This window comes from Saccharopolyspora sp. ASAGF58 (genome assembly GCF_012277335.1).
Classification (GTDB): domain Bacteria; phylum Actinomycetota; class Actinomycetes; order Mycobacteriales; family Pseudonocardiaceae; genus Saccharopolyspora; species Saccharopolyspora hattusasensis.
This window is the reverse complement of record NZ_CP040605.1, coordinates 7,540,531-7,562,886: the sequence shown is the minus strand read 5'-3', so window position 1 is coordinate 7,562,886 and position 22,356 is coordinate 7,540,531. Positions and strand designations below refer to the sequence as shown.

At 66.8% G+C, this 22,356-nt stretch carries 18 protein-coding genes; 15 read left to right on the top strand and 3 right to left on the bottom strand.

All coding sequences use genetic code 11. From position 1 onward, the window contains the following. Positions 1-6: 6 nt before the first annotated feature. The 3 genes from FDZ84_RS35440 to FDZ84_RS35430 are packed head-to-tail and all read left to right on the top strand — an operon-like array spanning position 7 to position 3,934. Positions 7-981 carry a UbiA family prenyltransferase gene (locus FDZ84_RS35440; RefSeq protein ID WP_168589387.1) on the top strand — a complete coding sequence of 325 codons (975 nt, stop codon included), beginning with the start codon at positions 7-9 and terminating at the stop codon, positions 979-981. Then, a complete protein-coding gene (locus FDZ84_RS35435; protein ID WP_168589386.1) occupies positions 978-2,348 on the top strand; it encodes an NAD(P)/FAD-dependent oxidoreductase in 1,371 nt (456 codons plus the stop codon). Before FDZ84_RS35440 ends, FDZ84_RS35435 begins: the two co-directional genes overlap by 4 nt. Before the next feature lie 11 nt (positions 2,349-2,359). After that, positions 2,360-3,934 (top strand): class I adenylate-forming enzyme family protein, encoded by a 1,575-nt coding sequence (locus FDZ84_RS35430; protein ID WP_168590594.1) that lies wholly within the window; start codon positions 2,360-2,362, stop codon positions 3,932-3,934. 336 nt (positions 3,935-4,270) lie between these two features. Here FDZ84_RS35430 and FDZ84_RS35425 read toward each other — a convergent pair whose 3' ends face one another. Beyond that, a complete protein-coding gene (locus FDZ84_RS35425) occupies positions 4,271-5,029 on the bottom strand; it encodes an IclR family transcriptional regulator (protein WP_210435324.1) in 759 nt (252 codons plus the stop codon). Between the two features lie 67 nt (positions 5,030-5,096). On the opposite strand from FDZ84_RS35425, the gene FDZ84_RS35420 reads away from it, so the two are divergent. The 8 genes from FDZ84_RS35420 (at position 5,097) to FDZ84_RS35385 (ending at position 13,816) form a co-directional block, all read left to right on the top strand. Continuing rightward, entirely contained in the window at positions 5,097-5,714 is a 618-nt protein-coding gene (locus FDZ84_RS35420) for an ABC transporter ATP-binding protein (RefSeq protein ID WP_210435323.1), read from the top strand. Between the two features lie 61 nt (positions 5,715-5,775). Further along, positions 5,776-6,888: a mandelate racemase/muconate lactonizing enzyme family protein gene (locus FDZ84_RS35415; protein ID WP_168589383.1), complete on the top strand. Its 1,113-nt coding sequence runs from the start codon at positions 5,776-5,778 to the stop codon at positions 6,886-6,888. Positions 6,889-7,057: 169 nt separating this feature from the next. Then, positions 7,058-8,431, top strand: a complete 1,374-nt coding sequence (locus tag FDZ84_RS35410) for a dihydroorotase family protein (protein ID WP_168589382.1) — start codon at positions 7,058-7,060, stop codon at positions 8,429-8,431. A 15-nt stretch (positions 8,432-8,446) separates the two neighbouring features. Beyond that, complete coding sequence (locus FDZ84_RS35405; RefSeq protein ID WP_168589381.1) at positions 8,447-9,217, top strand: IclR family transcriptional regulator; 771 nt, start codon at positions 8,447-8,449, stop codon at positions 9,215-9,217. A gap of 18 nt (positions 9,218-9,235) precedes the next feature. Beyond that, a complete protein-coding gene (locus FDZ84_RS35400) occupies positions 9,236-10,498 on the top strand; it encodes a Zn-dependent hydrolase (RefSeq protein ID WP_168589380.1) in 1,263 nt (420 codons plus the stop codon). Further along, entirely contained in the window at positions 10,495-11,145 is a 651-nt protein-coding gene (locus FDZ84_RS35395) for an aspartate/glutamate racemase family protein (protein WP_168589379.1), read from the top strand. Before FDZ84_RS35400 ends, FDZ84_RS35395 begins: the two co-directional genes overlap by 4 nt. Next, on the top strand, positions 11,142-12,374 hold the full coding sequence (locus tag FDZ84_RS35390) for a Zn-dependent hydrolase (protein WP_168589378.1): 1,233 nt from the start codon (positions 11,142-11,144) through the stop codon (positions 12,372-12,374). The genes FDZ84_RS35395 and FDZ84_RS35390 overlap by 4 nt, the downstream gene beginning before the upstream one ends. A gap of 35 nt (positions 12,375-12,409) precedes the next feature. Next, the gene (locus FDZ84_RS35385; RefSeq protein ID WP_168589377.1) at positions 12,410-13,816 is read left to right on the top strand and encodes an MFS transporter; all 1,407 of its coding nucleotides are present in this window, start codon (positions 12,410-12,412) and stop codon (positions 13,814-13,816) included. Positions 13,817-14,025: 209 nt separating this feature from the next. Here FDZ84_RS35385 and FDZ84_RS35380 read toward each other — a convergent pair whose 3' ends face one another. Then, positions 14,026-15,564 (bottom strand): PucR family transcriptional regulator, encoded by a 1,539-nt coding sequence (locus tag FDZ84_RS35380; RefSeq protein ID WP_168589376.1) that lies wholly within the window; start codon positions 15,562-15,564, stop codon positions 14,026-14,028. Between the two features lie 146 nt (positions 15,565-15,710). Here FDZ84_RS35380 and FDZ84_RS35375 point away from each other — a divergent pair, with 146 nt between their 5' ends. Both FDZ84_RS35375 and FDZ84_RS35370 read left to right on the top strand, forming a co-directional pair. Then, a complete protein-coding gene (locus FDZ84_RS35375) occupies positions 15,711-16,583 on the top strand; it encodes an agmatinase family protein (RefSeq protein ID WP_168589375.1) in 873 nt (290 codons plus the stop codon). 45 nt (positions 16,584-16,628) lie between these two features. Beyond that, positions 16,629-18,068 (top strand): MFS transporter, encoded by a 1,440-nt coding sequence (locus tag FDZ84_RS35370; RefSeq protein WP_168589374.1) that lies wholly within the window; start codon positions 16,629-16,631, stop codon positions 18,066-18,068. A gap of 189 nt (positions 18,069-18,257) precedes the next feature. On the opposite strand, the gene FDZ84_RS35365 is transcribed toward FDZ84_RS35370, so the two are convergent. Further along, positions 18,258-19,094: a transposase family protein gene (locus FDZ84_RS35365; protein ID WP_168584616.1), complete on the bottom strand. Its 837-nt coding sequence runs from the start codon at positions 19,092-19,094 to the stop codon at positions 18,258-18,260. 270 nt (positions 19,095-19,364) lie between these two features. On the opposite strand from FDZ84_RS35365, the gene FDZ84_RS35360 reads away from it, so the two are divergent. Both FDZ84_RS35360 and FDZ84_RS35355 read left to right on the top strand, forming a co-directional pair. Next, positions 19,365-19,964, top strand: a complete 600-nt coding sequence (locus FDZ84_RS35360; protein ID WP_168589373.1) for a helix-turn-helix domain-containing protein — start codon at positions 19,365-19,367, stop codon at positions 19,962-19,964. 553 nt (positions 19,965-20,517) lie between these two features. Then, positions 20,518-21,753 (top strand): PLP-dependent aspartate aminotransferase family protein, encoded by a 1,236-nt coding sequence (locus FDZ84_RS35355; protein ID WP_168589372.1) that lies wholly within the window; start codon positions 20,518-20,520, stop codon positions 21,751-21,753. Positions 21,754-22,356 lie beyond the last annotated feature (603 nt).

The following is a 22,356-nucleotide window of genomic DNA, read 5'->3' as shown; positions in this document are numbered from 1 at the left end:
TCGATCATGAACACTGAAACGAGGCGGGGGAGCCCGACCGGAGAAGTCCGGCCGGAAAGCAAGCTCCGCAGTTACGCGCGACTAGCCAAGCTCGACGTCTACGACTACTACCTCAGCATCTTCGTGGCCGCCTCCGCGGTGGTCCTGCCGTTGGGTGCGCTAAACGCACGCACCGTCCTTACCCTGCTCGGCTTCCTCATCGGCGAGGTCCTCGTGACCGTCGCGCTGGTCGCTTTCGACGACCTCACCGGGTTCCGCGACGGCAGCGATATCAAGAACTACGGGCCGGACAATCCGCTCCGTAAGAAGCTGCGGAAGCCGCTCGTCGCCGGCACGCTGCAACCTCGCGAAGCGGAGCGCTTCGGCTGGATCGCCGCGCTGCTTGGGGCCGCGGCCTGGGCGGGCACGCTCGCAATCGCGCCCGCGAGTCCGGTATGGACTGTCGCGGTAACCGGCGTGCTCTATGTCCTGGCGTTGCAGTACTCCTACGGACTCAAGCTGAGCTACCGCGGGCTTCAGGAGATCTTCCTCGTCTGGCTCGGCCTCTCTATGGTTATCGCGCCCTACGGCCTTGTGTCCGGGCAGTTCTCCTGGTTCGTGTTCGTGCAGGGCGTTTTGTTCGGCTTCGGCCCGCTCATGTTCGGTGTCTACTCCAACAGCAACGACGTCGAGGGCGACCGCTTGGTGAACCGGCCGACCGTTGCGGCTCTCGTCTCGGAACGGGGCAACACGATTTTCATCGGTGCGCTCTCGTTCGCCGAGTTCGCCATCGGTGCGTTGGCTTCGGCGCTCGGGGCCGCGCCGTGGTGGTTCGTGCTGCTGATGCTTCCGGCGACGGCGCTGCGCGCGCGGCAGTACTACCTCGGCTTCCGAGCCGGCGACATCATGCGAGCCCGCAAGTTGGGCTTCAAGGTTCACCGGGTCAGCGTCGGGCTGCTGATCGTCGCGAACCTGCTCATCGGTCTGGGAGGCCCGGCGTGAGCACTGATCTCGACGTCGCCGTCGTCGGGGCGGGCGTTTCTGGCCTGACCGCGGCGCACGAGTTGCAGCGGGCAGGCTTGGATGTGCGGGTGTTCGAGGCGCAGCCGGAAGTCGGCGGCCGGATGCACAGCTTCCGGCACGAAGGTTTCGTGCTCGATGAGGGGGCGGAGCAGTTGTCCCCGCACGGCTACCGTGCCACCTGGCAGCTTCTGGCCCGCCTTGGGGTGTCGCTCGACGACATTCCTAAGATCGGCAGCGCCATCGGTATGTGGCGGGACGGGCGCGTTCACCACGGTGTCGCAGACCGGGCTGGGATGCTTACCGGCGCGGGGCTGTCGTTGCGGGCTCGCCTCGACCTGGCTCGAGTGCTCGGCGGCGCATCGCGCCGGAAGGCAGAATACGACTGCGACTTTCCGGAGTCCACACCGCTGGGCGCCGCGACCGTCCGCGAGTTCACCCGGCGCTACCACGACGAACTGCACGATTACCTGTTCCAACCGGTTGCGGGCTGTTTCTTCGGCTGGGATACGGCGCGCTCCGCTGCGGCACCGATGTTGAGTCTGCTGCTGGCCGTTGGCCAGGTCGGCAGCTGGCGAACCTATCGCGATGGGATGGACACGCTCACGCGCCGCCTGGCCGATGGCCTCGACGTGGCCACCGGTGTGCGCGTGGACCAGGTCGCTGCGGAGCGGGATTCGGCACGCCTGCTGATCGGTGGGGATACCGTGACGGCCCGTTCGGTCCTGCTGTGCGTGCCGGCGCCGATCGCCGCGACGCTGCACGCCAACACGCCCGAGCACGAGCGTCCGTTCCTTTCGGCGTGCACGTTCACCCCGACGCTGAAGGTCAGCTGCCTGCTGGACCGACCGGTGGCACCGGAGTCCCGCCATCCGATGTATGTGCTGCTCACCCCGGAAGCCGAGGAATCGGTGCTGTCCGGGATCATCATCGACCACGCCAAGCACCCTGGGCGCGTGCCGGCGGGCAAGGGACTGCTGACCCTGATGGCCAATGCCCGCACCGTCGCGGAGTTGCTGGACGCTCCGGAGCCCGACGTGATCGCGCGGCTGACCGCTGCGGCGGCCCGCTACGTGCCCGGTTTGGAATCGGCCAATGCGGCGAATTTCGTACACCGGTTCCGGTATGGGCTGCCCGAAGCGACCCCGGAGGCTCTGCGGTTGCGTTCCGCGTTCATGGCACGCGCCTGCGCGCCGGTCGACTACGCGGGTGACTGGTTGACACTGCGGCCGTCGAGTGAAGGCGCCGTGCGCGCGGGAGCGCTCGCCGCTTCTCGGACGCTGAGCCGGCTCGGAGGAAAAACAGACCGTCGACGACCGTCGCTCAATTCGGCATTGGAGGCCGTGTGAAACCGGACGATATGGGCGTCCTGTTCGATGAAGTCGCCGAACACGGCACCCCAACCACGGTTCACCTGGACCGCCCTTTCGACCTCGGCGACGACCGTCGCAAGTTCGGCGTCGCGGACCTCGCGGAGCTGGTGCAAGAACTGGCCGGCTGGCTCGCGGCGGCTGGTGCCGGTCACCGCGACCGAGTGGCGATCGTCAAGGAGAACCACTGGGACTACGACTTGTTGTCCTGTGCGGCTGTGCGCATCGGCGCCGTCCCGGCGAAGCTTTCCGACCGCTTGTCCAGCAGCACCGTCGAGGCCCTTCTCAAGCGCCTCGATCCCAAAGTGCTGGTCACTACAGCAGCGGTGCTCGAACAGGCCCGCGCGGCAGGCGTCGACCTGGCGTCGTTCGCCGGCACGACGCTGGTACTCGACGGTGCGGTGCCCGGCACGCTGTCCCTGGATGATGTGCGCGGGCACACCGCACCCGGCCCGCGCCGGCGCCATGGCGACGATCCGCTCGCCGTGATGCATACTTCCGGGACGACCGGGACGCCCAAACTGGTAGTCCACTCGCGGAACACGATCATCGGCCAGTTGGCGAGATTCGAGACGGTGCGCTACCCGGTGATCGGGATGCGTCGTGACGATACGCTCGTCAATGCGAGCGCGTACGCGCATGGCCGCACCTTCTGCTGGACCGCGAGCGCGTTCTGCCTGGCGCCGCGGGAGATCGTCGTCATCTCGCAGCAGGACGCCGACCGGGCGGACCCGGTGTTGCGCGCACATCCGCCGACGGTCATGGAAGCCCTACCGGCGACGTACGTGCGGTTCGCACAGTTGACCGAGCGGCTGGACAACCCGTTCCGGCGGACGCGGCTGTTCGTGAGTACCTACGACGCCATGCACCCGCCCACGATCCGCTCCTATCTGACCGCAAGTCACCGCAAGCGTCCACTGTGGATGCAAGGATGGGGGCAGTCCGAGACCGGGCCGCTGACCTTCCGCTTCCACACCCGGTCCTCGGTTGATCTGAAGCACAGCGGCCGCACGAGCCGCAACGTCGGCTACGCGGTCCCGGCCAAGACCCGGTTGCGCGTGGTCGATCCCGACAGCTTCGAGCCTGTGCCGCGCGGCCGGCCTGGGCTCGTGCTGACCAAGACCGCCGCCCGCTGCCTGGACTACGTCGGGGAGACGGACCGATGGCAGGCCAAGCACTGGGGAGACTGGTGGATCACCGGTGATCTCGGGGTGCGCAACCGGGATGGCAGCGTGGATTTGCTCGACCGCGAGGTCGACATGGTGCCGGGGATGAGTTGTTTGCGTGTCGAAGACATCTTGGAGGAACGGCTACCACAGGCGCTGGAGTGCGTGGTCCTCGGACAACCGGGGAAGGCGCCGCTGCCGGTCGTCGTCACCGTCGACGGCGAGCTCGACAAGGCGAGCTGGCTGCGAGCGACCCACGACATTCTGCCGCTCCAAGCGCCGATTGCCCTGACTTGGGATCAGATCCCACGCACCGGAACCGGCAAGGTCCGCCGCCTCGCCCTACTTCAGGAGATCACGGCAACGGACGAAACCCATGGCACCGGACGGTGGACCTGACACAACGCGGCTGCGGGGATCGAGACCCTGCCCGGAACCTTCCAGCAGGCGGTGGCCTCCAGTTCGCCGAACTCAGCTCTCCCGCCACGATCCTCTGGTCGTGTCCGGGTGGCGGAAGAACACCCGTGAGCGTTTGTGGGTGCCATAGCACCCAAAAACACTCACGGCGTCCCGCTTACCGAAACGCCCGTCGCGATTCCTCAACTCGGAGTGGCTGAGCTTGGGTGGCCGACCTGGCAGCCGCGCTAAACCGGCCAGGTCATCGTCGATTTTGACACCCGTCGTGAGTGGCAACGGTGGGTTCGTGAGTGGCAATGCCGGTTCTTACCGGAATGATCACTCACGAGGTTGGTTGTAGATCCGGTCTTCGATTTCGTGCGCTGCGGCGCGCAGTGGCTCTTCCAGTGCGCGTAGTGCTGGTTCGGTCCATCGGTAGGTCGGGAGTGTGACGTTGACGTACGCCAGATCTCGGCCTGCTCGATCTCGGACCGCCGAGCTGATCCCGCACCACTCCTCGCGGTGCTCCTTGTAGTTCACCGCGACACCGGTTTGCCGGCATTCGGTCAGTTGGCTGCGCAGCGTTGCCGGGTCGGCGACCGTGTATTTCGTGGGTGCCTCCAGCGGTGCTTCCAGGTATCTGGCCAGTTCGTCCTCCGCGAGCGTGGCGAGGTAGAGCTTGCCGATTGATCCGCAGTGCAATGGGATGTCCATCCCGGCGAGGTCGACAAGGACGGGACTTGCGGCCCGGGCTTCGTCGAGCACGACGAGGCGTCCGCGGCTGGCGACTTCGAGGAAGGCGCTGCCATCGGTTTTGGCCGCCAGCCATTGCAGGGTGGGGCGAGCCCGCCGAACCAGTGCCGAGAAGTTGGTCGCCATCGATAGGCGTACGGCCCCGTAGGACACCGTGTACCGGCCGCTGTGCGGGTCCCGCTCGATGAGGTCGAAGTGCTCGAGGGTGCCCAGCAGGCGCCAGGCGGTGGCCCGGTTGACTCCGGCTCGCTGAGCGATTTCCGGGGCGCTGAGCGGATCCGGGCTTGCTGCGACTTCTTCGAGCATGAGCAAAGCTCGTTCGACAGCTTGGACGCGGTCGGTCACTTCATGCTCCCTTGAGCTTCTTCCATCACTACCGGCACTGGACGCGGGTCTCGGCGCGATCGATATCGTGACGCTTGCCGAAGCGGCGAGAAGCCTCGGCTCTTCGTGGTCGTCCGTGCTGTTGGACGCCAGAGTGCGCGCTCAGCTGCGCGACGAGATCCGCCGGGTGCAGCTTGACGTTGGCACCACGACCCTGTTCGTGACGCATGACCAGGAGGAAGCGCTGGCGATGGCCGATCGGGTCGGGGTCATGTCCGCCGGGCGCCTGCAGCAACTCGCCACGCCGGTCGAGTTGTACAACCGTCCCCGTACCGCGTTCGTTGCCGAGTTCGTCGGACTCACCAACCGGCTGGCCGGCGTGGTCGACAACGCAGAGACCACCGTTCTCGGAACTCGTCTGCCGTTGCTCGAAGGCTCCGCGACATCTGGTGACGCCACCGTGTTCGTGCGGCCCGAGTCGGTTCAGGTGACACCGCGCGACGACGGCAACGGACGAGTGCTCTCGGTCAGCTTCCTCGGATCGCTGTGCCGGATCCACACCCGGCTCGCCGACGGTGCCGAGGTCCTCGCCCAGGTCTCCAACACCGAGGGCGCGAACCTTGCGGCGGGAACTCCGGTGCAGGTGTCGATCCGGCCCACACCCGTCCTCGCGACCAGCGGCCGGAAACCCGACAACATCAACTGACGTAGTCCAGCGGAACGACGGCGTGAGGCGGTCCGGCGGCTCCGGCAACGGAAGGCGATTCATGACGAACGAAGACGAGATTACGAACATCGAGACGTTCTCCACCGAAAATGTTGCCCTGGTGCGCGTCCGCACAGCCGACGGAGCTGAAGGCTGGGGACAGGTCGCGCCGTACAACGCCGACATCACCGTCCACGTACTGCACCGGCAGATTGCACCGCACGCCCTCGGTGCCAATGCCGCCGACCTCGCGACGCTGGAAACGGAGATCCTCGAACGAGAGCACAAGTTCCCAGGCTCCTACGTGTGCCGGGCACTCGGGGGTCTGGACACCGCGCTATGGGACCTTCGCGGCAAACGGGCTGGTGCGGGCGTGTGCGAGCTTCTCGATGGCAGGCCCGGGCGGTTTCCCGTCTACGCCTCCAGCATGCGCCGGGACATCGAGCCGCGCGACGAGGCGGACCGGCTAGCACGGCTTCAGGGTGAGTACGGCTATCGCGCCTTCAAGGTGCGTATCGGGCGCGAGTGCGGTCATGACCAGGACGAGTGGCCTGGGCGGACCGAGGAGCTGCTGCCAGCGGTGCGGAAGGCACTCGGAGACGACGCGATCCTGCTCGTCGATGCGAACAGCAGTTACACGCCCACGCGGGCGATCGAGGTCGGGCGGATGCTCGACGACTACGGTGTTGCTCATTTCGAGGAGCCTTGCCCGTACTGGGAGCTTGAGTGGACCGCGGAGGTCAGCGCTGCCCTCAGCCTCGACGTCGCCGGCGGCGAGCAGGACTGCCTGATGCCGGTGTGGCGCAGGATGGCCGAGATGCGGGCGGTCGATGTCATGCAGCCCGACGTCTGCTACGTCGGGGGCATGTCCCGGGCATTGCGGGTGGCGGAACTGGCGCGCACTGCTGGGCTACCCATCGTCCCGCACTCGGCGAATCTCACGCTCGTGACGGTGTTCGCTCTCCACCTGATGAGCGGGATCGAGAACGCCGGGAACTACGTCGAGTTCTCCATCGAGCCCGACGACTACTACCCCTGGCAGCGCGGCATCTTCGAGCCGGAGCTCGTCCCACGCGACGGAACCGTGGAGATACCGCCTGGCCCGGGGTGGGGCGTCGAAATCCGCCCTGAATGGCTACAGCGAGCGAAACACCGGGTAAGCGCCCTGCGCTGAACAGCTGCTCGGTCCGGTCCGGCCGAAGATCATCCGTTGTAACGACGGCTTGGCGGGCTGTGTGGTGCGCCCAGCCACCGCCGCAATGTCGTCGATGGCGGGAACCTGGCGATTATCAAGAGTTGAGAATCGGGTTGTCGCATGTTGATGCCTGAATGACTCTTTAGGCATGCCTGAACCCAACGATCTCGTCGCTGACCTCGCGGTCGTCGGCCACCTCGTCACCTCGGACGCGCAGTACCCGCGCGGCGAGGTGCGGGTCCGCGACGGTCGCATCATCGCCGTCCTCGACGTCCCGAGCGACGCCCCCGCCGAGCAGCGCGTCGACGTGGGCGAAGCGTACGTGATGCCCGGAGTGATCGACCCGCACGTGCACTGCCTGAGCTACGCCGGTGAGGGCATCGAGGCGGGCACCAGGTCGGCCGCCGCGGGCGGTGTGACCACGATCCTGGAGATGCCGTTCGACCAGGAGGGACCGATCTGGTCGGTGTCGGCGTTCAACGACAAGCTGGCGCGGGTACGCCGCGAAGCGCACGTCGACGTCGCCGTGTACGCCACGGTCGAACCTGGTGGCAACGGGATCTCGCAGATCGCCGGCCTGGCCGAGGCGGGGGCCGCCTGCTTCAAGGTCTCGACGTACCACACCGACCCGAACCGGTTTCCGCGCACTCCGGACGACGAGCTCATCGAGGTGTTCGCCGAGATCGCCAAGACCGGCCGTCGGCTGTGCGTGCACGCCGAGAACGACGAGATCGTGCGGGCCAAGGTCGCCGAGCTGCACGCCTCGGGCGAGCTCGACCCGCGCCTGCACTGCGCCGCGCGGCCGCCGGTCACGGAGACCGCGGCGGTGGCCAATGTGCTGGAGCTCGGCCGCGACACGGGCGTGAAGCTGCACTTCTGCCACATCAGCACGCCTCGTGCGGTCGATCTGGTGCAATGGCACCGATCCGGGGGAGCACCGGCCACTGTGGAGGTTTGCCCGCATTACCTGACACTGACCGCCGAGGACATGGTCCGGCGCGGTGCGTGGCTCAAATGCAATCCGCCGCTGCGCGACGCCGAGCACGTCGACGGCCTGTGGGAGCGCTTCCGCGCCGGTCAGATCGACGCGATCGCCTCGGACCACGCACCATGGCCGAAGCACTACAAGGACAGGAAGAACATCTTCGACAACGCCTCCGGCGGGCCCGGTGTCGAGACGCTGCTGCCGGTGACCGCGAGCGAAGCGTTGCACACGCGCAAGATCGACCCGTGCGAGCTGGTGCGCACCACCGCGACGAAGGTGGCGAAGGCGTTCGGCCTCGCCGGGCGCAAGGGCGACCTGAAGCCGGGGCTGGACGGCGATCTGGTCGTGCTCGACCCGCACCGGGAATGGATCGTCGACGGTGCTGAGCTGCACTCCAACGCGGGTTGGAGCCCGTTCGACGGGATGCGGGTGCGCGGCAAGGTGCTGCTGACCGTTTCCCGCGGCGAGGTGATCTGGGACGGCTCCCACCTGCACTCCGAAGCAGGCCGCGGCGAGTTCCTGGCCGCGGATTGCTGACAGGGGAAAGCGATCATGCCCGACCAATCCGGCTCCCCCTCGTCGTTTGCGCGGGGCTTGGACGTGCTGGCCGCCGTGGTGGATGGCGGGCCGCAGCGCGTCGAGGAGATCTCGCGGCGCACCGGCCTGCCGACGAGTTCGGTGTACCGGTTCCTGCGCACGCTCGTCGCAGCGGGCTTCCTCGAACCCGACGACGGGGTGTACCGGGTCGGCGCGCGGCTGGCCCGCAGCGGCGAAGGCGGCAACGAGCGCCTGCGGGAGCTGGCGCTGCCGCTGCTGCGGCGGCTGGTCGAGCAGACCTCGGAAACCGCGCTGCTGACCGTGCGCGTCGGCCGGTCCGCGCTGGTCGTGGAGAGCGTCGACTCCCCGCACTCGATGCGGGTGTCGTTCACCCGGGGCCACCTGCGCCCGCTGCACGCCGGTGCCTCGGCGAAGGCCCTGTTGGCGTTCGCCCCGGCGGAGGTGGCCGACGAGGTGCTCAAGCACGGCATGGAGCGGTTCACCCCGAACACGCCGACCAAGAGCGCGCTGTGCCGCCAGCTGGAGACGATCCGGCAGCAGCGCTACGTGATCAGCCACGGAGAGGTCGACCAGCACGCGGTGGCGATCGGGGTGCCGGTGATGCGTGGCGGCGAGCTCGTCTGCGCGTTCAGCGTCGCCGGACCGGAGCACCGCCTCGACGGCTCGCGCGCCCGCGCGGAACTGCGGGCGCTCCAGGCCGCCGCCGCGCAACTTGAAGCAGCACTCGACGACCCCGGCAAGCCCAGTGCGCTGCCGGGGGCCTGACCTGCGAAAGGCTCAACCATGAAAACGGAATCGTCCCCGACGGTCCCGGCTTGCTCGGCGGCGCGGATCCGCGCGGATCTCGACGCCCTCGCCGAATTCCGCGCCCCGGACCGGCCGGGCTGGACCCGACCGGCGTTCTCGGAGTGGTACGTCGAATCGCGGGCCTGGATGACCGAGCGGATGGCCGACGCGGGTCTGCAGGTTCGCCGCGATGCCGCGAACAACCTGATCGGCACCCTCGCGGGCACTCGGGGTTCGGGACCGGCCCTGGCGACCGGCTCGCACACCGACACAGTCGAGGGCGGCGGCCGGTTCGACGGGATCATCGGCGTGCTGGCCGCGCTGGAGGTGGTCCGCACCCTGCGCGACCAGGGCATCCGGCTGCGCCACGACCTGCGGGTGGTGGACTTCTTCAACGAGGAGCCCAACCAGTTCGGGCTCAGCTGCGTCGGCAGCCGCGCCATCGCGGGCAGCCTGTTGCCCGCGCACCTGGAGCTGGACGACGGCGCGGGCGACACCCTGGCCGCCGGGCTCACCAGGGTCGGCGGTGATCCGGGCCGGGTTGCGGACGCTGCCTGGGATGCCGCGGAAGTGGCCGCCTTCCTGGAGCTGCACATCGAGCAGGGGCCGGTGCTGGAACGGGAGGGGCTGCCGATCGCGGTGGTCAGCGCCATTGCGGGCATCGACCGGTACCGGCTGGAATTTGCCGGGCAGCCCGACCACGCCGGGGGCACCCCGATGGACTTCCGGCACGACGCCGCCTGCGCTGCGGCCGAGGCGGTCCTGGCGGTCGAACGGCTGGCGTCGGACGGCAATGGCGTCGGCACCACCGGACGGATCGAGATCGAACCCGGGGCCGCCAACGTGGTTCCCGGAACCGCGCGGCTGTGGGTGGAGTTCCGCGGCGGCGAACGCAGCTGGCTGGACGCCTGCGGCCGTGCGCTCGGGCAGGATGCGCGGGCGGCGGCCGAGCGGCGCGGCGTGAAGCTGAGCGTGCAACCGCTCTCGGCGGTCGACCCCGTCCCGGCCGACCCGCGGGTGCGGGAGGTCCTGGCGAACGCCTTGCAGCGGCTGGACCTGCCGCATCGGGCCATGTTCTCCGGAGCCGGGCACGATGCCGCGCACCTGGCGCGGTTGGCGCCGATGGGCATGTTGTTCATCCCGTCGCGTGGCGGGCGGAGCCACTGCCCGGAAGAGTGGACCGATCTCGACCAGGTCGCCACCGGCGCGCGGGCACTGGCCCAGTCGCTCATCGAGCTCGACGGCGCGGAGCTTTCATGAGCGGGCTCTTGGTCCTCAACCCGAACAGCTCGGCGTCGGTCACCGAGGCGGTGGCGGTTGCCGCGCGCAGTCTGGTGCCGCCGGAGATTCCGCTGCGGGTAGACCAGCTCGACGATGCGCCGGAAGCGATCGAGAACGCTGCCCAGCACGCGGCCGTCGCGCCGATGGTCGCGGACCACGTCGCGCGGGCGGTCGGCTTCGACGCGGTTCTGGTTGCCTGCCACGGAGATCCCGGCCTCGATCGAGCTCGTGCCGCGACGGATGCGCCGGTTGTAGGCATGGGCGCGGCGTCGCTGCACGCGGCGGCCGCCATCGCCGGGCGCTTCGGCGTCCTGACTCCGGCCGAAGGACTGGTGGAGCGCAAACACGCGCAGGCCGCGCGACTTGGTCTCGCCGAGCAGTGCGTGGCCGTCGAAGTGGTCGGCGGCGGAGTGCTCGCCGGAGTCGGAGCCGACCCGGACCTGACGCCATTCATCGCGGCGTCGCGGCGCGCGGCCGACGCCGGCGCGGAGGCCGTGGTACTCGGATGCGCGGGCTACGCCGGGCTCGCCGGCGCGTTGCAGGACGCGGTTTCCGTCCGGGTCCTCGAGCCGGTGCGGGCCGCCGTCGGCCTGCTCCTACCGCTTTGCCTCGGCGGTGGCCGGTGACCGGGTTTGCGGTCGATCCGACCGCTATCGCCTCCGACGTCGCGGCACTGGGCCGGATCGGTGCACAACCGGACGGCGGCGTCACCCGCACCACCTACGACCCGGCCTGGGTGCAGGCGCGCGACCTGGTCCGGAAGATGATGGCGGACCGGGGGTTGTCGGTTCGGGTCGATGCGGTCGGCAACGTATACGGGAGGCTCGCCGGCACCGACGGCAGCCGCACGGTGCTCACCGGATCCCACCTTGACACCGTGCCCAACGGCGGGAACTACGACGGTGCACTTGGCATCGTGGCCGGCATCGCGGCGCTGGACGCCCTGAACCGCGATCGAGGCCGCCCGCGCGACAACGTCGAAGTAGTCGCGTTCGTGGAGGAGGAAGGCACCCGCTTCGGGGCGGACTTCCTCGGCAGCCGGGCCCTCGTCGGGGGAGCAGACCCCGCGGAACTGCATGCCACACGAGACGTCGACGGGGTCTCGGTCGCCGAGGCGATGCGGGCGGTCGGGCTGGACCCCGGGCACATCGGTGAGGCGAAGCGTACCGATCTGAAGGCGTTCCTGGAATTGCACATCGAACAGGGACCCGTGCTAGAAGGCACCGGAACGGATCTGGGCGTGGTCGATGCGATCACGAGCCTCGCCGTCGAAGATGCGCGGGTCACCGGCCGTGCCGATCACGCGGGCACGACACCGATCACGCATCGCGCCGACGCCCTGCGCGCGGCGGCGCGCATGATCGTGGCTGCCGACGAGCGCGCCCGTGCCTGCGGTCCGCCCGCCACGGCCACCGTCGGGATGTGCCGGGTCCACCCGGGTGGCGCCAACATCGTCGCGGAGCGGGCCGAATTCAGCCTGGACGCCCGACATCCGGATCCGGCGGTGCTGGGACGCTTGGTCGAGGAGATCCACCAGCAGTGGCAGGCGATTGCCGCCACCGAGGGCGTCGACCTCGCGATCACGCCGCGTCGGGTCACCGACGGCGCGCTCATGGACCCGGGACTCGGGGCCCTCCTGCGCGAGGCCGCCGGGGTATGCGGGGCGAGTGCATGGACGCTCACCAGCGGCGCGGGGCACGACAGTCAGGTCCTCGCCCCGCACGTGCCCACCGGAATGTTGTTCGTGCCCAGCCGCGCAGGCCGATCGCACTGCCCCGAGGAATTCACCGAACCCGAGCACGCCGCGATCGGTGCCCGCGTGCTCGCCACCGCACTGCACCAGCTCGCTTATTGACCCGCCCAGGCGCGGGCCCGCCCCAGGAGGTACGCATGAGTTCCCCGCCGACGACCAACCCGCCGAACGCGGTCCGGCGGGTCGTGGCCGCCAGCCTCATCGGCACGACCATCGAGTGGTACGACTACTTCATCTACGGCACCGCCGCAGCGCTGGTGTTCCCGAAGCTGTTCTTCCCGGGCTTCTCCCCGCTGGCCGGGACGCTGTCGGCGTTCGCCACGTTCTCGGTAGGATTCCTCGCCCGCCCGCTGGGCGGCGCGTTCTTCGGGCACTTCGGCGACCGCATCGGCCGCAAGGCCATGCTGGTCACGACGCTGTTCATCATGGGTGGGGCGACGTTCCTGGTCGGGGTGCTGCCGACATTCGCCGCCATCGGAGTGGCGGCCCCGATCCTGCTCGTGGTGCTGCGGTTCGTGCAGGGCATCGCGGTTGGCGGCGAGTGGGGCGGCGCGGTGCTGATGGCCGTCGAACACTCGCCGCCGGGCCGCCGGGGCTTCAACGGCAGCTGGCCGCAGGTCGGTGTGCCCGCCGGGCTGCTGCTGTCCACCGGAGCGTTCGGGCTGCTAGCAGCGCTTCCCGACGAGGCATTCGAGTCCTGGGGTTGGCGGGTGCCGTTCCTCGCAAGCCTGGTGCTGGTCGTGGTCGGCCTCGCAATCCGGCTGAAGGTGGTGGAATCTCCCGAGTTCGTCCGGATGCAGCAGGACAAGGCCCCGGCGAAGCTGCCGCTGGTGGAACTGCTGCGGAACAACCCGTCGGGCGTGCTGGTGTGCATCGGCATCCGCATCGGGACAGACGTGTCGTTCTACGTGCACTCGGTGTACGCGCTGAGCTACCTGACGACGAATCTCGGCCTGCCACGAAGCATCGGGCTGACCGCGACGCTGATCGCCGCCGGAATCGAGATCGTCACCATCCCGATCGCGGGCCTGCTGTCGGACCGCTACGGCCGTCGGCGGGTGATGATGGCCGGGGCGGCAATGCTGGCGTTGTGGGCGTGGCCGTTCTTCTGGCTGCTCGACTCCCGAACCCCGGTCGGGATCGTCCCGCAGCCAAGTTCGCCCTCCAGCAGCCGGCGCAGTGAGCAAATCCGGGAATTGCAGCTGGTCGCCCTGCTGGGAGTTTTCGTCACGAAGTACCGGAACCCCGTGTTCACCGAGCGGGAAGAGAGGTGGGCCGTGCGTGATTTTCGGTGCTATAGCGCCCGAAACCGCTCACGACAACCAGCGACCGGTGTTCATCCCACCGCCCACAGCGGACCCAAGGAGAACATCGCCGTGAGGCGAACAGCGACCATCACGGGTTTCGTGCCTGGACGGCTGGGACTTCTGCCGAGGTGCTCTCGGATACGGCACGTTCTTGCCGCCTGGTCAGGGTGGCCCCGACGAAGGCGACGAGACTGGCCGGCACCCGAACATGACGGGTTCATTGGCGTACAGGCCTGATAGGGCCATGAAGATGATGCACACCACCGAGCCGGCGACAATGTGTTCGCTCGGGGTCGGTCAGGTACTTCAAGGAATGCCTCCCCGGGCTTCGAGCACGGGGGTGCGGCGGATCTGATGTGTGTTGGATGCGATCGCCGAAGCCTATTTGTGATCTGTGATCACAGATCTGAGCCATGCGATCGCCGCACGGTTGCAGCCGGCATCGATCAATGCCGGTCAAACTCCCTTGCGATCACCAGGAGTGCGCGCACGCTCGCTGAATCCAGGTCGAGCCCGAGCAGTTCGCCCACGCCGTGCACCCGTCGTCGAAGGGTCTGGCGGTGCACGGCGAGCGAGCGGGCGGCGATGTCCACGACGCCGTTCGCGTCGAGGTAGGCCTCGAGGGCTTCCTTCAGGGCTAGGTCGGTCAAACGATCCCATGTCGCGGCGCGGAGGTACCGGACTGTCTCGGGTGGAAGAGCCGCAGGAACAACACTTTCGAGCGGGAGGTCACCGGCGGCGATGACTGTTTGGCGCCCTCGCGCGGCGAGTGTGGCCAAACCGGCTGCCTCGTCGTACAGGACCAGCACCTGAGCTGAACGCTCACTGTGGGATAGGCCGATGCGCACGGCCGCCTTCGAGGATCCGCACGACTGCGCCCAGCCACGGAGCGCAGTCGAGAGCACCCCTGATTCTTCTGGCGTCGGTGAGTCGGCTTCGGGACGTCGTACTACGAGCGCGCCGATCGTGTCATTCGTCGACCAGGCCCTGGCCGACCACCCGACGTCGCGAACACAGCGCTCAAGCGTCTCGACATCAGTCGGGACGGTCGGTGCCCCGACCTTGGCCACAACGACCCGAATGTTGTCTGACTGGCCAATGCCGAGCGCGGCAAGCAGACCCGAGCGCGTCTCAGGAGACGTGTCTGCATCGAGGATCGCCCGCAGCGAGGCAGTACGCAGGCGCCGTTCGGGATCACGGAGGACGTGACTTCTCGACAGCTGCAGGGCCAGCAGCGAGGCAGTGCTTGCCAGGAGAAGCCGTTCCTGGTCATCAAACCGGGTTTCCCGCACGACAAGCAGCGTCGGGGCGTTGGCGCCCGGCCCGCGATTGACAACGACGTCCCGGTCCGACTCGCGGATGGCGCCCGAGGCGGGCTCCGAGCCGGCTTGGAATCGCTTGAAAGTTTCGGCGAACTCGTCGGCAAAATCCTCCGCCCCAGCCCCCGAGGCGGCAAGGGTGGCATGTCTGCGATCGACGACCGCCGCGCGGCAGCGCAGCCGCCGGGCGAGCTCGTGGACGAGTGGTTCGCAAGTGTCCTCGGTGAGGCAGAGGTTAGCGAGTGCCGTCTCGGCGATCATCAGCGAGCGCAGACGCCGCCGCGCAGCGTCGATCCGGGCGCGTGCGACATACTCCGAGATGGCAATGTAGGGCGTTTTCAGAGGCACGACCAGCAGTGGGATACCCCGGGCTTCAGCCAGCTCTGCCCATCGATCGGGGACATCAGGGTGCTGCTCATTGACGCCGCATCCGATACCGGCCACGCCGACCCTGACCAACGCATCGAAGATCCGTTCAGGGTTTGCCTCGGGCCGGCGAACGAACAACGTCGTGAGGAGGAATTCGCCGCCTGACAGCCACGGAGTGGGGTCGGCGACCTCGGAGACGTGGACCCAGCGCACGACGTTCGACAGCCCTGCGGCGCCTGCGATGCAGCGAAGTTTGAGCTCTGCCGCACCGAGCAGATCGCCAACGGTGACGCTCAACCTGACCCTCGTTTTCGATCACTGATCTGTCGATCCGCGAATATCGGTATCGCCAAAATAGTGTATGACACGTCTGCGTGTGCTCCTCAAGATGATGAGCGCCGAACGGAGCGGTTCGGCGTGATTCGAGGAGGAGAGCCGGGCACATGCAAGCGCGAGAACAACGGCGGTACGAGCTCATCGGGATCCCGTTCGATGGTGCGGCAACTCTTGGGTGGCCGGGATCGCGCTACGCGCCTGCGCGGATTCGTGAGCAGCTCGCGTGGATGACGATGCGATCGGAGGACGGCGAGGTCTACTCGCTCGAGACCGGAGAGCTTCACCCGGCACCAAAGATCGATGATGTCGGCGATGTTTCTGTTGTGCCGCATGATGTCTCGGAGACACTCGACCGTTCAGCAGAGCAGATCGCCGGCTCTGTCCGTGCGGGCGCGGTGCCGCTGGTTCTGGGAGGCGACGATAGCGTCCTCTACGCCATCGTCGAGGGAGTGCACAGGGCCACGACGGGACGGCTGGGCATCATCCACTTCGACGCCCATCTCGACATCATGAACCACAACCAGCGGCAGGGTTCGTGGAGCCACTCCAGCGGCATGCGGCGCGGGCTTGAGCTTGAGCGTGTCGATCGCGAGCACGCGATCCAGATCGGACTGCGGCACTTCAACTACCCCAGCTCACGTGCGGCCGTGTGCGAACTCGGTCCGGCACAGATCACCGCCAGTGAATTCCACCGAATCGGCGTCGAATCCGTGGTGGAACGCGTCCTCGATCACGTTCGCGGAGCCGATCACATCGTGCTGAGCTTCGATATCGATGCGATCGATCCGGCGCACGCACCCGGGGCCGGTGCCCATGAGCCTGGCGGTCTAACCTCCAGGCAGGCCATCGACACGGTACGCGCGCTCGCACCCCACATCGATGCTTTCGCCGTGACCGAGGTCAATCCGCTCACCGATCACCGTGATCTCACGTCGAACCTCGCCGCCTACCTGACCTATTACACGGCCGTCTTCGGCTGACATACCCGCGTGAGCGGTCTTCCGGACACAGACAAAGGAGTCGTCATGTCCACTCCCACTGGCTCGTCGGATGCGTCGAGAGCCAGCAGCCCCGGCACACTCGATACCGGCTCGATCCTCGTCATCGACCGGGCACGCCTGCGCCGCGCTGTCCGCGGTACCTTCGTCGGCAACCTCATGGAATGGTACGACGTCGGCGTTTTCGGCTATCTCATCGTCACGATGGGGCCGGTGTTCCTTCCCCAGGCCGGTTCTGCGGCACAGGTCCTGTTCATGCTCGGCACCTTCGCGAGCACCTATCTGTTCAGGCCGCTGGGCGGGATGTTTTGCGGCTGGCTTGGTGATCGCATTGGACGCCAGCGCGTGCTCTTCGCGACCCTTGCGCTCGTCGTCGCCGCAACCTTCCTCATTGGCACGCTGCCGTCCTACGACGCGGTCGGCATCTGGGCAGCGCTCCTGCTCATCACCCTGAAGATCGTGCAGGGCTTCTCCGCAGGCGGCGAGCTGACGGGGGCGATCACTTTCGTGAGCGAGAGCGCACCCGACCGCAAGCGCGGCTTTTACACGGCGTTCCTCGACGCGGGCAGCTACCTCGGCTTCACACTCGGAGCCGTGTTCGTGACCGTCCTACAAGTCACGTTCGGACAGCAGGCAATGGAGGACGGCTTCTGGCGGATCCCGTTCCTGGTCGCCGCACCCCTGGGTGTCATCGCCATCTACTTCCGCCTTCGCGTCGGGGAGACTCCCCACTTCGAGCAGGTCAAGGCACTCAGGGCGTCAGGAACCACGGAACCGCCGCGCGCACTCGGACCGTTCGGTCTCCTCCGGCGGTACTGGCGGCAGATGCTCCAGGTACTGGGCCTCGTCGCCGCCGCGAACACCGTCGGCTACGCCTTCACCTCTTACATGCCCACATACCTGTCCGGTGTCCCGGGCTTCGACGCCGTCTCGAGCAACCTCGTGAGCGTGCCCCTGCTCATCGCCATGGCGTGCTCCATGCCTTTCGTCGGCATGCTCTCGGATCGGATCGGGCGAAAGGCCGTGCTCTGGGCCGCGTCGGGATGGGTCGTCGTGCTGAGCATGCCGGCCTTCCTTCTGCTCAACACGGGCAAGATCGGCCTCGTCGTACTGGGACTTACGATGATCGGCATCCCCGTCGCTCTCTACATGGGAGCGCTCGCCTCGACATTTCCAGCGCTTTTCCCGACCAGCCACCGCTACGGCGGACTCGGTATGTCGTACAACATCAGCGTCGCGCTCTTCGGCGGCACTGCGCCCCTGTTTATCGAGTCGCTTATCCGGTGGAGCGGTGACCACCTTTCTGCGGCCTACTACCTCATGGCAATGTCGGTTGTCGGCATCCTCGTTGTCGCGACGCTGCGGGAGTCCGCGCGACAGGCCCTGCCAGGCTCGCACCCGGCGACCGATTCCATCGAGGAGGCACACGCGATGCACTTGGCCCGCTCGAGCGCTGAGCACGACTGACCGACCAGCCAAGCCGGGCTGAGCTGCAGAGGCCCGCGATGCCCTCTGCATGCGGGTGAAATCGATTTTCCATTGAAATCGTGCGAGTTATCCACACCCTCCGGCGTGTCGTGACCCGACACGCCGGAGAACCGCAATTTCAATGGAAATCGGACCTTCGATTTCCATTGAATTGATCTCAGTAGGGGGTTATGCGAGTCGGCCGTGTTCGAATTGGGTGAGTACGAGTGCGGCTTTGACGATGAGGCCGATTTTGCGGGGGCTGGTGGTGAAGTGTCGTAGGACGCGCCAACGGCCGGTGAGCAGGGCGAATCCACGTTCGCCGAGGGCGCGCAGGCCGCGCAGCAGTTTGTTGTAGGTCTGGTTGTCGACGTCGAGTGGGCGGCCTTTGCTGGTTTTGGGGCGTTTGATCGGGGTGAGGACCCCGGCTCCGGCACCCTGGTAGCCGCCGTCGGCCAGGGTGGGTAGGTTGAGCTGGGAGTAAGCCCAGTACAGGGCGCCGAGGACGTGGTTTTCAGCGGCGGTGATGTCGTGGATGGACCCGGGCTCGACGTCGGAGGCCCACAGCGGGAACCCGTCCGGGTCTGTCAGTGCTTGGATGTTGCCGGCTTGTTCGCGGGTTTTCCCGGAGTACCACAGGTCGATCTCGGCGCCTTTGGCGCTGGTGGTCTTTTCGCCGAGACGGTCGGAGGAGAAGTTTTTGCCGTCCAGGATCAGATAGGCGTCGCCGTTGTCTTTGGCCCGTTGCAGGGCGTCGTGCAGATCCGGGGCCTGCGCGGCCAGTGCCTTGATGCCCTCGTCGACATACCGGTAGCCGGTGGCACGGGCGACACCGTGATCGCGAGCCAGTTTGGTGATGTCGGTATCGTCCCGGAACCACCGCAGGACCAGCACAGCCTGCCAGAACGTGGTCAACGCCCGGCGCCCCTTGCGGGTCCCTTTCCGGCGGCGTTCACCGGCCAACAGCCGGCTGAGGAAGACCACCAGTTCACGGGGAACATCGAGTTTGGCAGAATACGTGACCACGTGGGGCCCTCCCTGGTCGAAGATCCTTTCTTGGTCGAACTTCTTCTACCAGGGACCCCACGTCCCACTCTCCCCGGGCCAGCCCTACCCGATCACACACCCATTCCGGCAGGCCGCCCTCCAGAGACTTCTTACTGAGATCACCTCATTGAAATCGCACACCTCCTGGGGAGGTGGGGACGTTCGTCAGTCTGCTTGGCAGCCGATCTAGCGCCGGCACCACACGCCCTGGGGCCTTCGGCTGCACTGAGAGTGCAGTATGATGCCACCATGGGTGAACCGGACAGACCTGCCGTCGATACGAATGCCGTGGCTGAGGCCATCGGTGGGCGCGTCCGACGCTGGCGCGCCGAACGGAACTGGACACTGGACGCGCTTGCTGAGCGGTCCGGCGTGAGCCGACGGACACTCGTGATCATCGAACAGGGCCAGTCGAATCCCAGCATCGCGGTCCTCCTTCGACTCGCGAGCGCCTTCGGCGTCTCGCTGTCCGATCTTGTCGAAGACGGCGCGGTCAGTCCTATTCGCGTTCACCGGGCTGGGGAATCACACACCCTGTGGCGCGGGCCCAGCGGCGGCCGCGGTGTCCTCGTCGGGGCGACTGAGCCGCCGCAGGTCGTTGAGCTCTGGGACTGGGACATGGCGCCTGGTGAGCGGCTCGACAGCGAGCCCCATTCGCGGGGTACACGGGAAGTGCTGTTCGTGCACGCGGGCAAGCTCGAGGTCTACGTCGGCTCGAATGTGGAACGCATCGCCGAGGGAGATTCGGTTGTCCTCTACGGCGATCAGTTGCACGGGTACGCGTGTACGGGAAGCGACAACGTGCACTTCTCGATGACGGTCTTGCAGCCGGGCGTAGGAGGAAACTGATGGAAGCCGGGCTTATCGATCTGGAGTTACTGACCTCCGCATCCGCCGCCGACGGCGTTTTCCGGCTGTGACCTGACTACAGGGCTTTGCTCGTGCTTGCAGAAGGTCTCGTCCCTGGCTCGAGTGACGCCTTGAGCGACCAACTCTGTAGCAGACCCCGCCGCTGACAGAACGCGGTTCCGGGAACTGTTGCGCACGGCAAATCCCTCACCTGAGCTATCGGCGGGGTGAGGGGTGCACTGCGGTCGTGTGTCCCGCAGAACACCACGAGGTATTGCGGTGCACTCCAAGTGCAGTATGATGCAACTATGCGGGCAACGCGACATTGGGCGCTGAGCTGCAGGTTTCGAAACCTCGGCAGGTGCCCGCGCGGTGGAGCTCGTGAGCTTGCAGTACGGCGCGAGGCTTGCCGTGCACGGGCACTCGGGCGTAGTCGGAGTTGACTGTTGCTGGTGGAGAGCCGAGCGATCTCCACCAAGTTTTAACTCGAAGGCACGATTGCCCCGGCTGATCTTATACCGGCTTGTTGACCTGACGAAAGAGATTGATCTTGATGAGTGAGAACGTTCGCAACGGTTCTCGGCCTGACAAGCATGACCTGGCGAGTCTCGCGTTTGCCACTCAGGCTGTTCATGGTGGGAATACGACGGATTCGGCCGGTGGTGCGATTCGTACTCCGATCGTGATGGCGAACTCGTATCTGCTTCCGGATGACCCGTCCGAGATGGACTGGTCTGACACCGAGACGCTGTCGTACACGCGGAACTCGGGGTTTAATCAGATCTGTCTTCAGACGAAGCTGGCTGCTCTGGAGCGTGGCGAGGATGCGGCCGTGTTCGCAACAGGCGTGGCTGCTTTGCATGCCGTCTTCTTTGCGCTGCTGAAGTCCGGCGATCATGTGGTGGTCGGGGACGTTACCTATGAGGCGGTGTGGCGCCTGATGGCGGAGTTGCTCCCCGAGAAGTACGGGATCGAGACGACGTTCGTCGACATGAGTGATCTTGAAGCGGTTCGGGCGGCGATGCGACCGAATACGCGTCTGGTGCATACGGAAGCGATTGCGAACCCGACCACGAAGGTCGCCGATGTTGCTGCTATCGCTGAGATCGCACACGCGCATGGGGCGCTGGTTTCGATTGATTCCACGTTCACTCCGCCTCCGTTCTTCCGTCCGCTCGAACTGGGCGTCGATCTCGTCATCCACTCGTTGACGAAGTACATCAATGGCCACGGCGACTCGATGGGTGGAGTTGTCATCGGCTCCCGTCGGCTTGTCTCGCGCATCAAGTCGGAGGCCCTGGTCGATGTTGGTGGGTCCATCTCCCCGTTCAACGCCTGGCTCATCATGCGTGGGTCTGTGACGCTGCCCTTGCGGTTGCGTCAGCATTTCAGCTCCGCGGAGAAGGTCGCTGCGTTTTTGCAGACCGATCCTCGAGTCGCGTACGTCTACTATCCGGGGCTTGAGTCGCATCCTCAGCACGAGGTCGCTGCACGTCAGTTCCGCGGTCGTGGCTACGGCGCGATGATGGCCTTCGCTGTCGAGGGAGACCCCGACACTCAGAACCGGTTCGTTTCCAACCTCAAGATCATCACCTCCGCGGTGTCTCTTGGCCATGACGAATCACTCATCGTCCACGTCGCAGGGGAAGCGCGTGGCGGCTCGGAAAATTATCCCGAGCTTTTCCAGAAGTATGGTCACCTGCGTCTCTCGGTTGGCCTGGAAGATCCGGACGACCTCATCGCCGACCTCTCGGCGGCTCTTGACGCCACATTCGGAGGCAACTATTGATTCGTAGGGCAATTGTGTGATGTCAGGCGGGCGTAGCGGACTTCGGGTTTGCCGAGGTAGGAGCGAACTCGGTCAGGTGACTTGTGGAGCCGGTGGAGGAAGGAGCGGACTGCTTGTTTCGGCTCGTCGCGGGTTTTCGGTGCTGTGCCGGTGGTCATGGTCCGCTTGAGGTCGGTACCCCTGGATCTCGTCGGGGTTGAGCTCGGGGCTGTATCCGGGCAGGAAGTGCATCTCGATCGCCGCAGCGTGATCGGTCCAGCCACTTGCGGACGGTCCAGAAACGGCACGAACACGCCGGCGTTGAACGACCCGGTGTAGACGGTGAAGTACAGCTCGCCCCTTGTTACCGATCGCGCACATGGCGTTCACGCTGAACCGTTTCCCCGGTCTTGCCCACCACCGGTGTCCGGGCGGCCGGTGCCCAGGTTCGGCCCACTGCGGCATCCGAGCGGATCCCGGGTCTGGTCCAGCCACAAGATCACCGCGCCCTCGCGGCAGCGCGAGCGACAATGGCCGGATAGTCCTCCTCCCCCCATCGGCGCACGGCCTCGGGGTCCCGCTCGTAGGCCCTGCGGATCGGTCTCTACAGCGACACACCCCAAC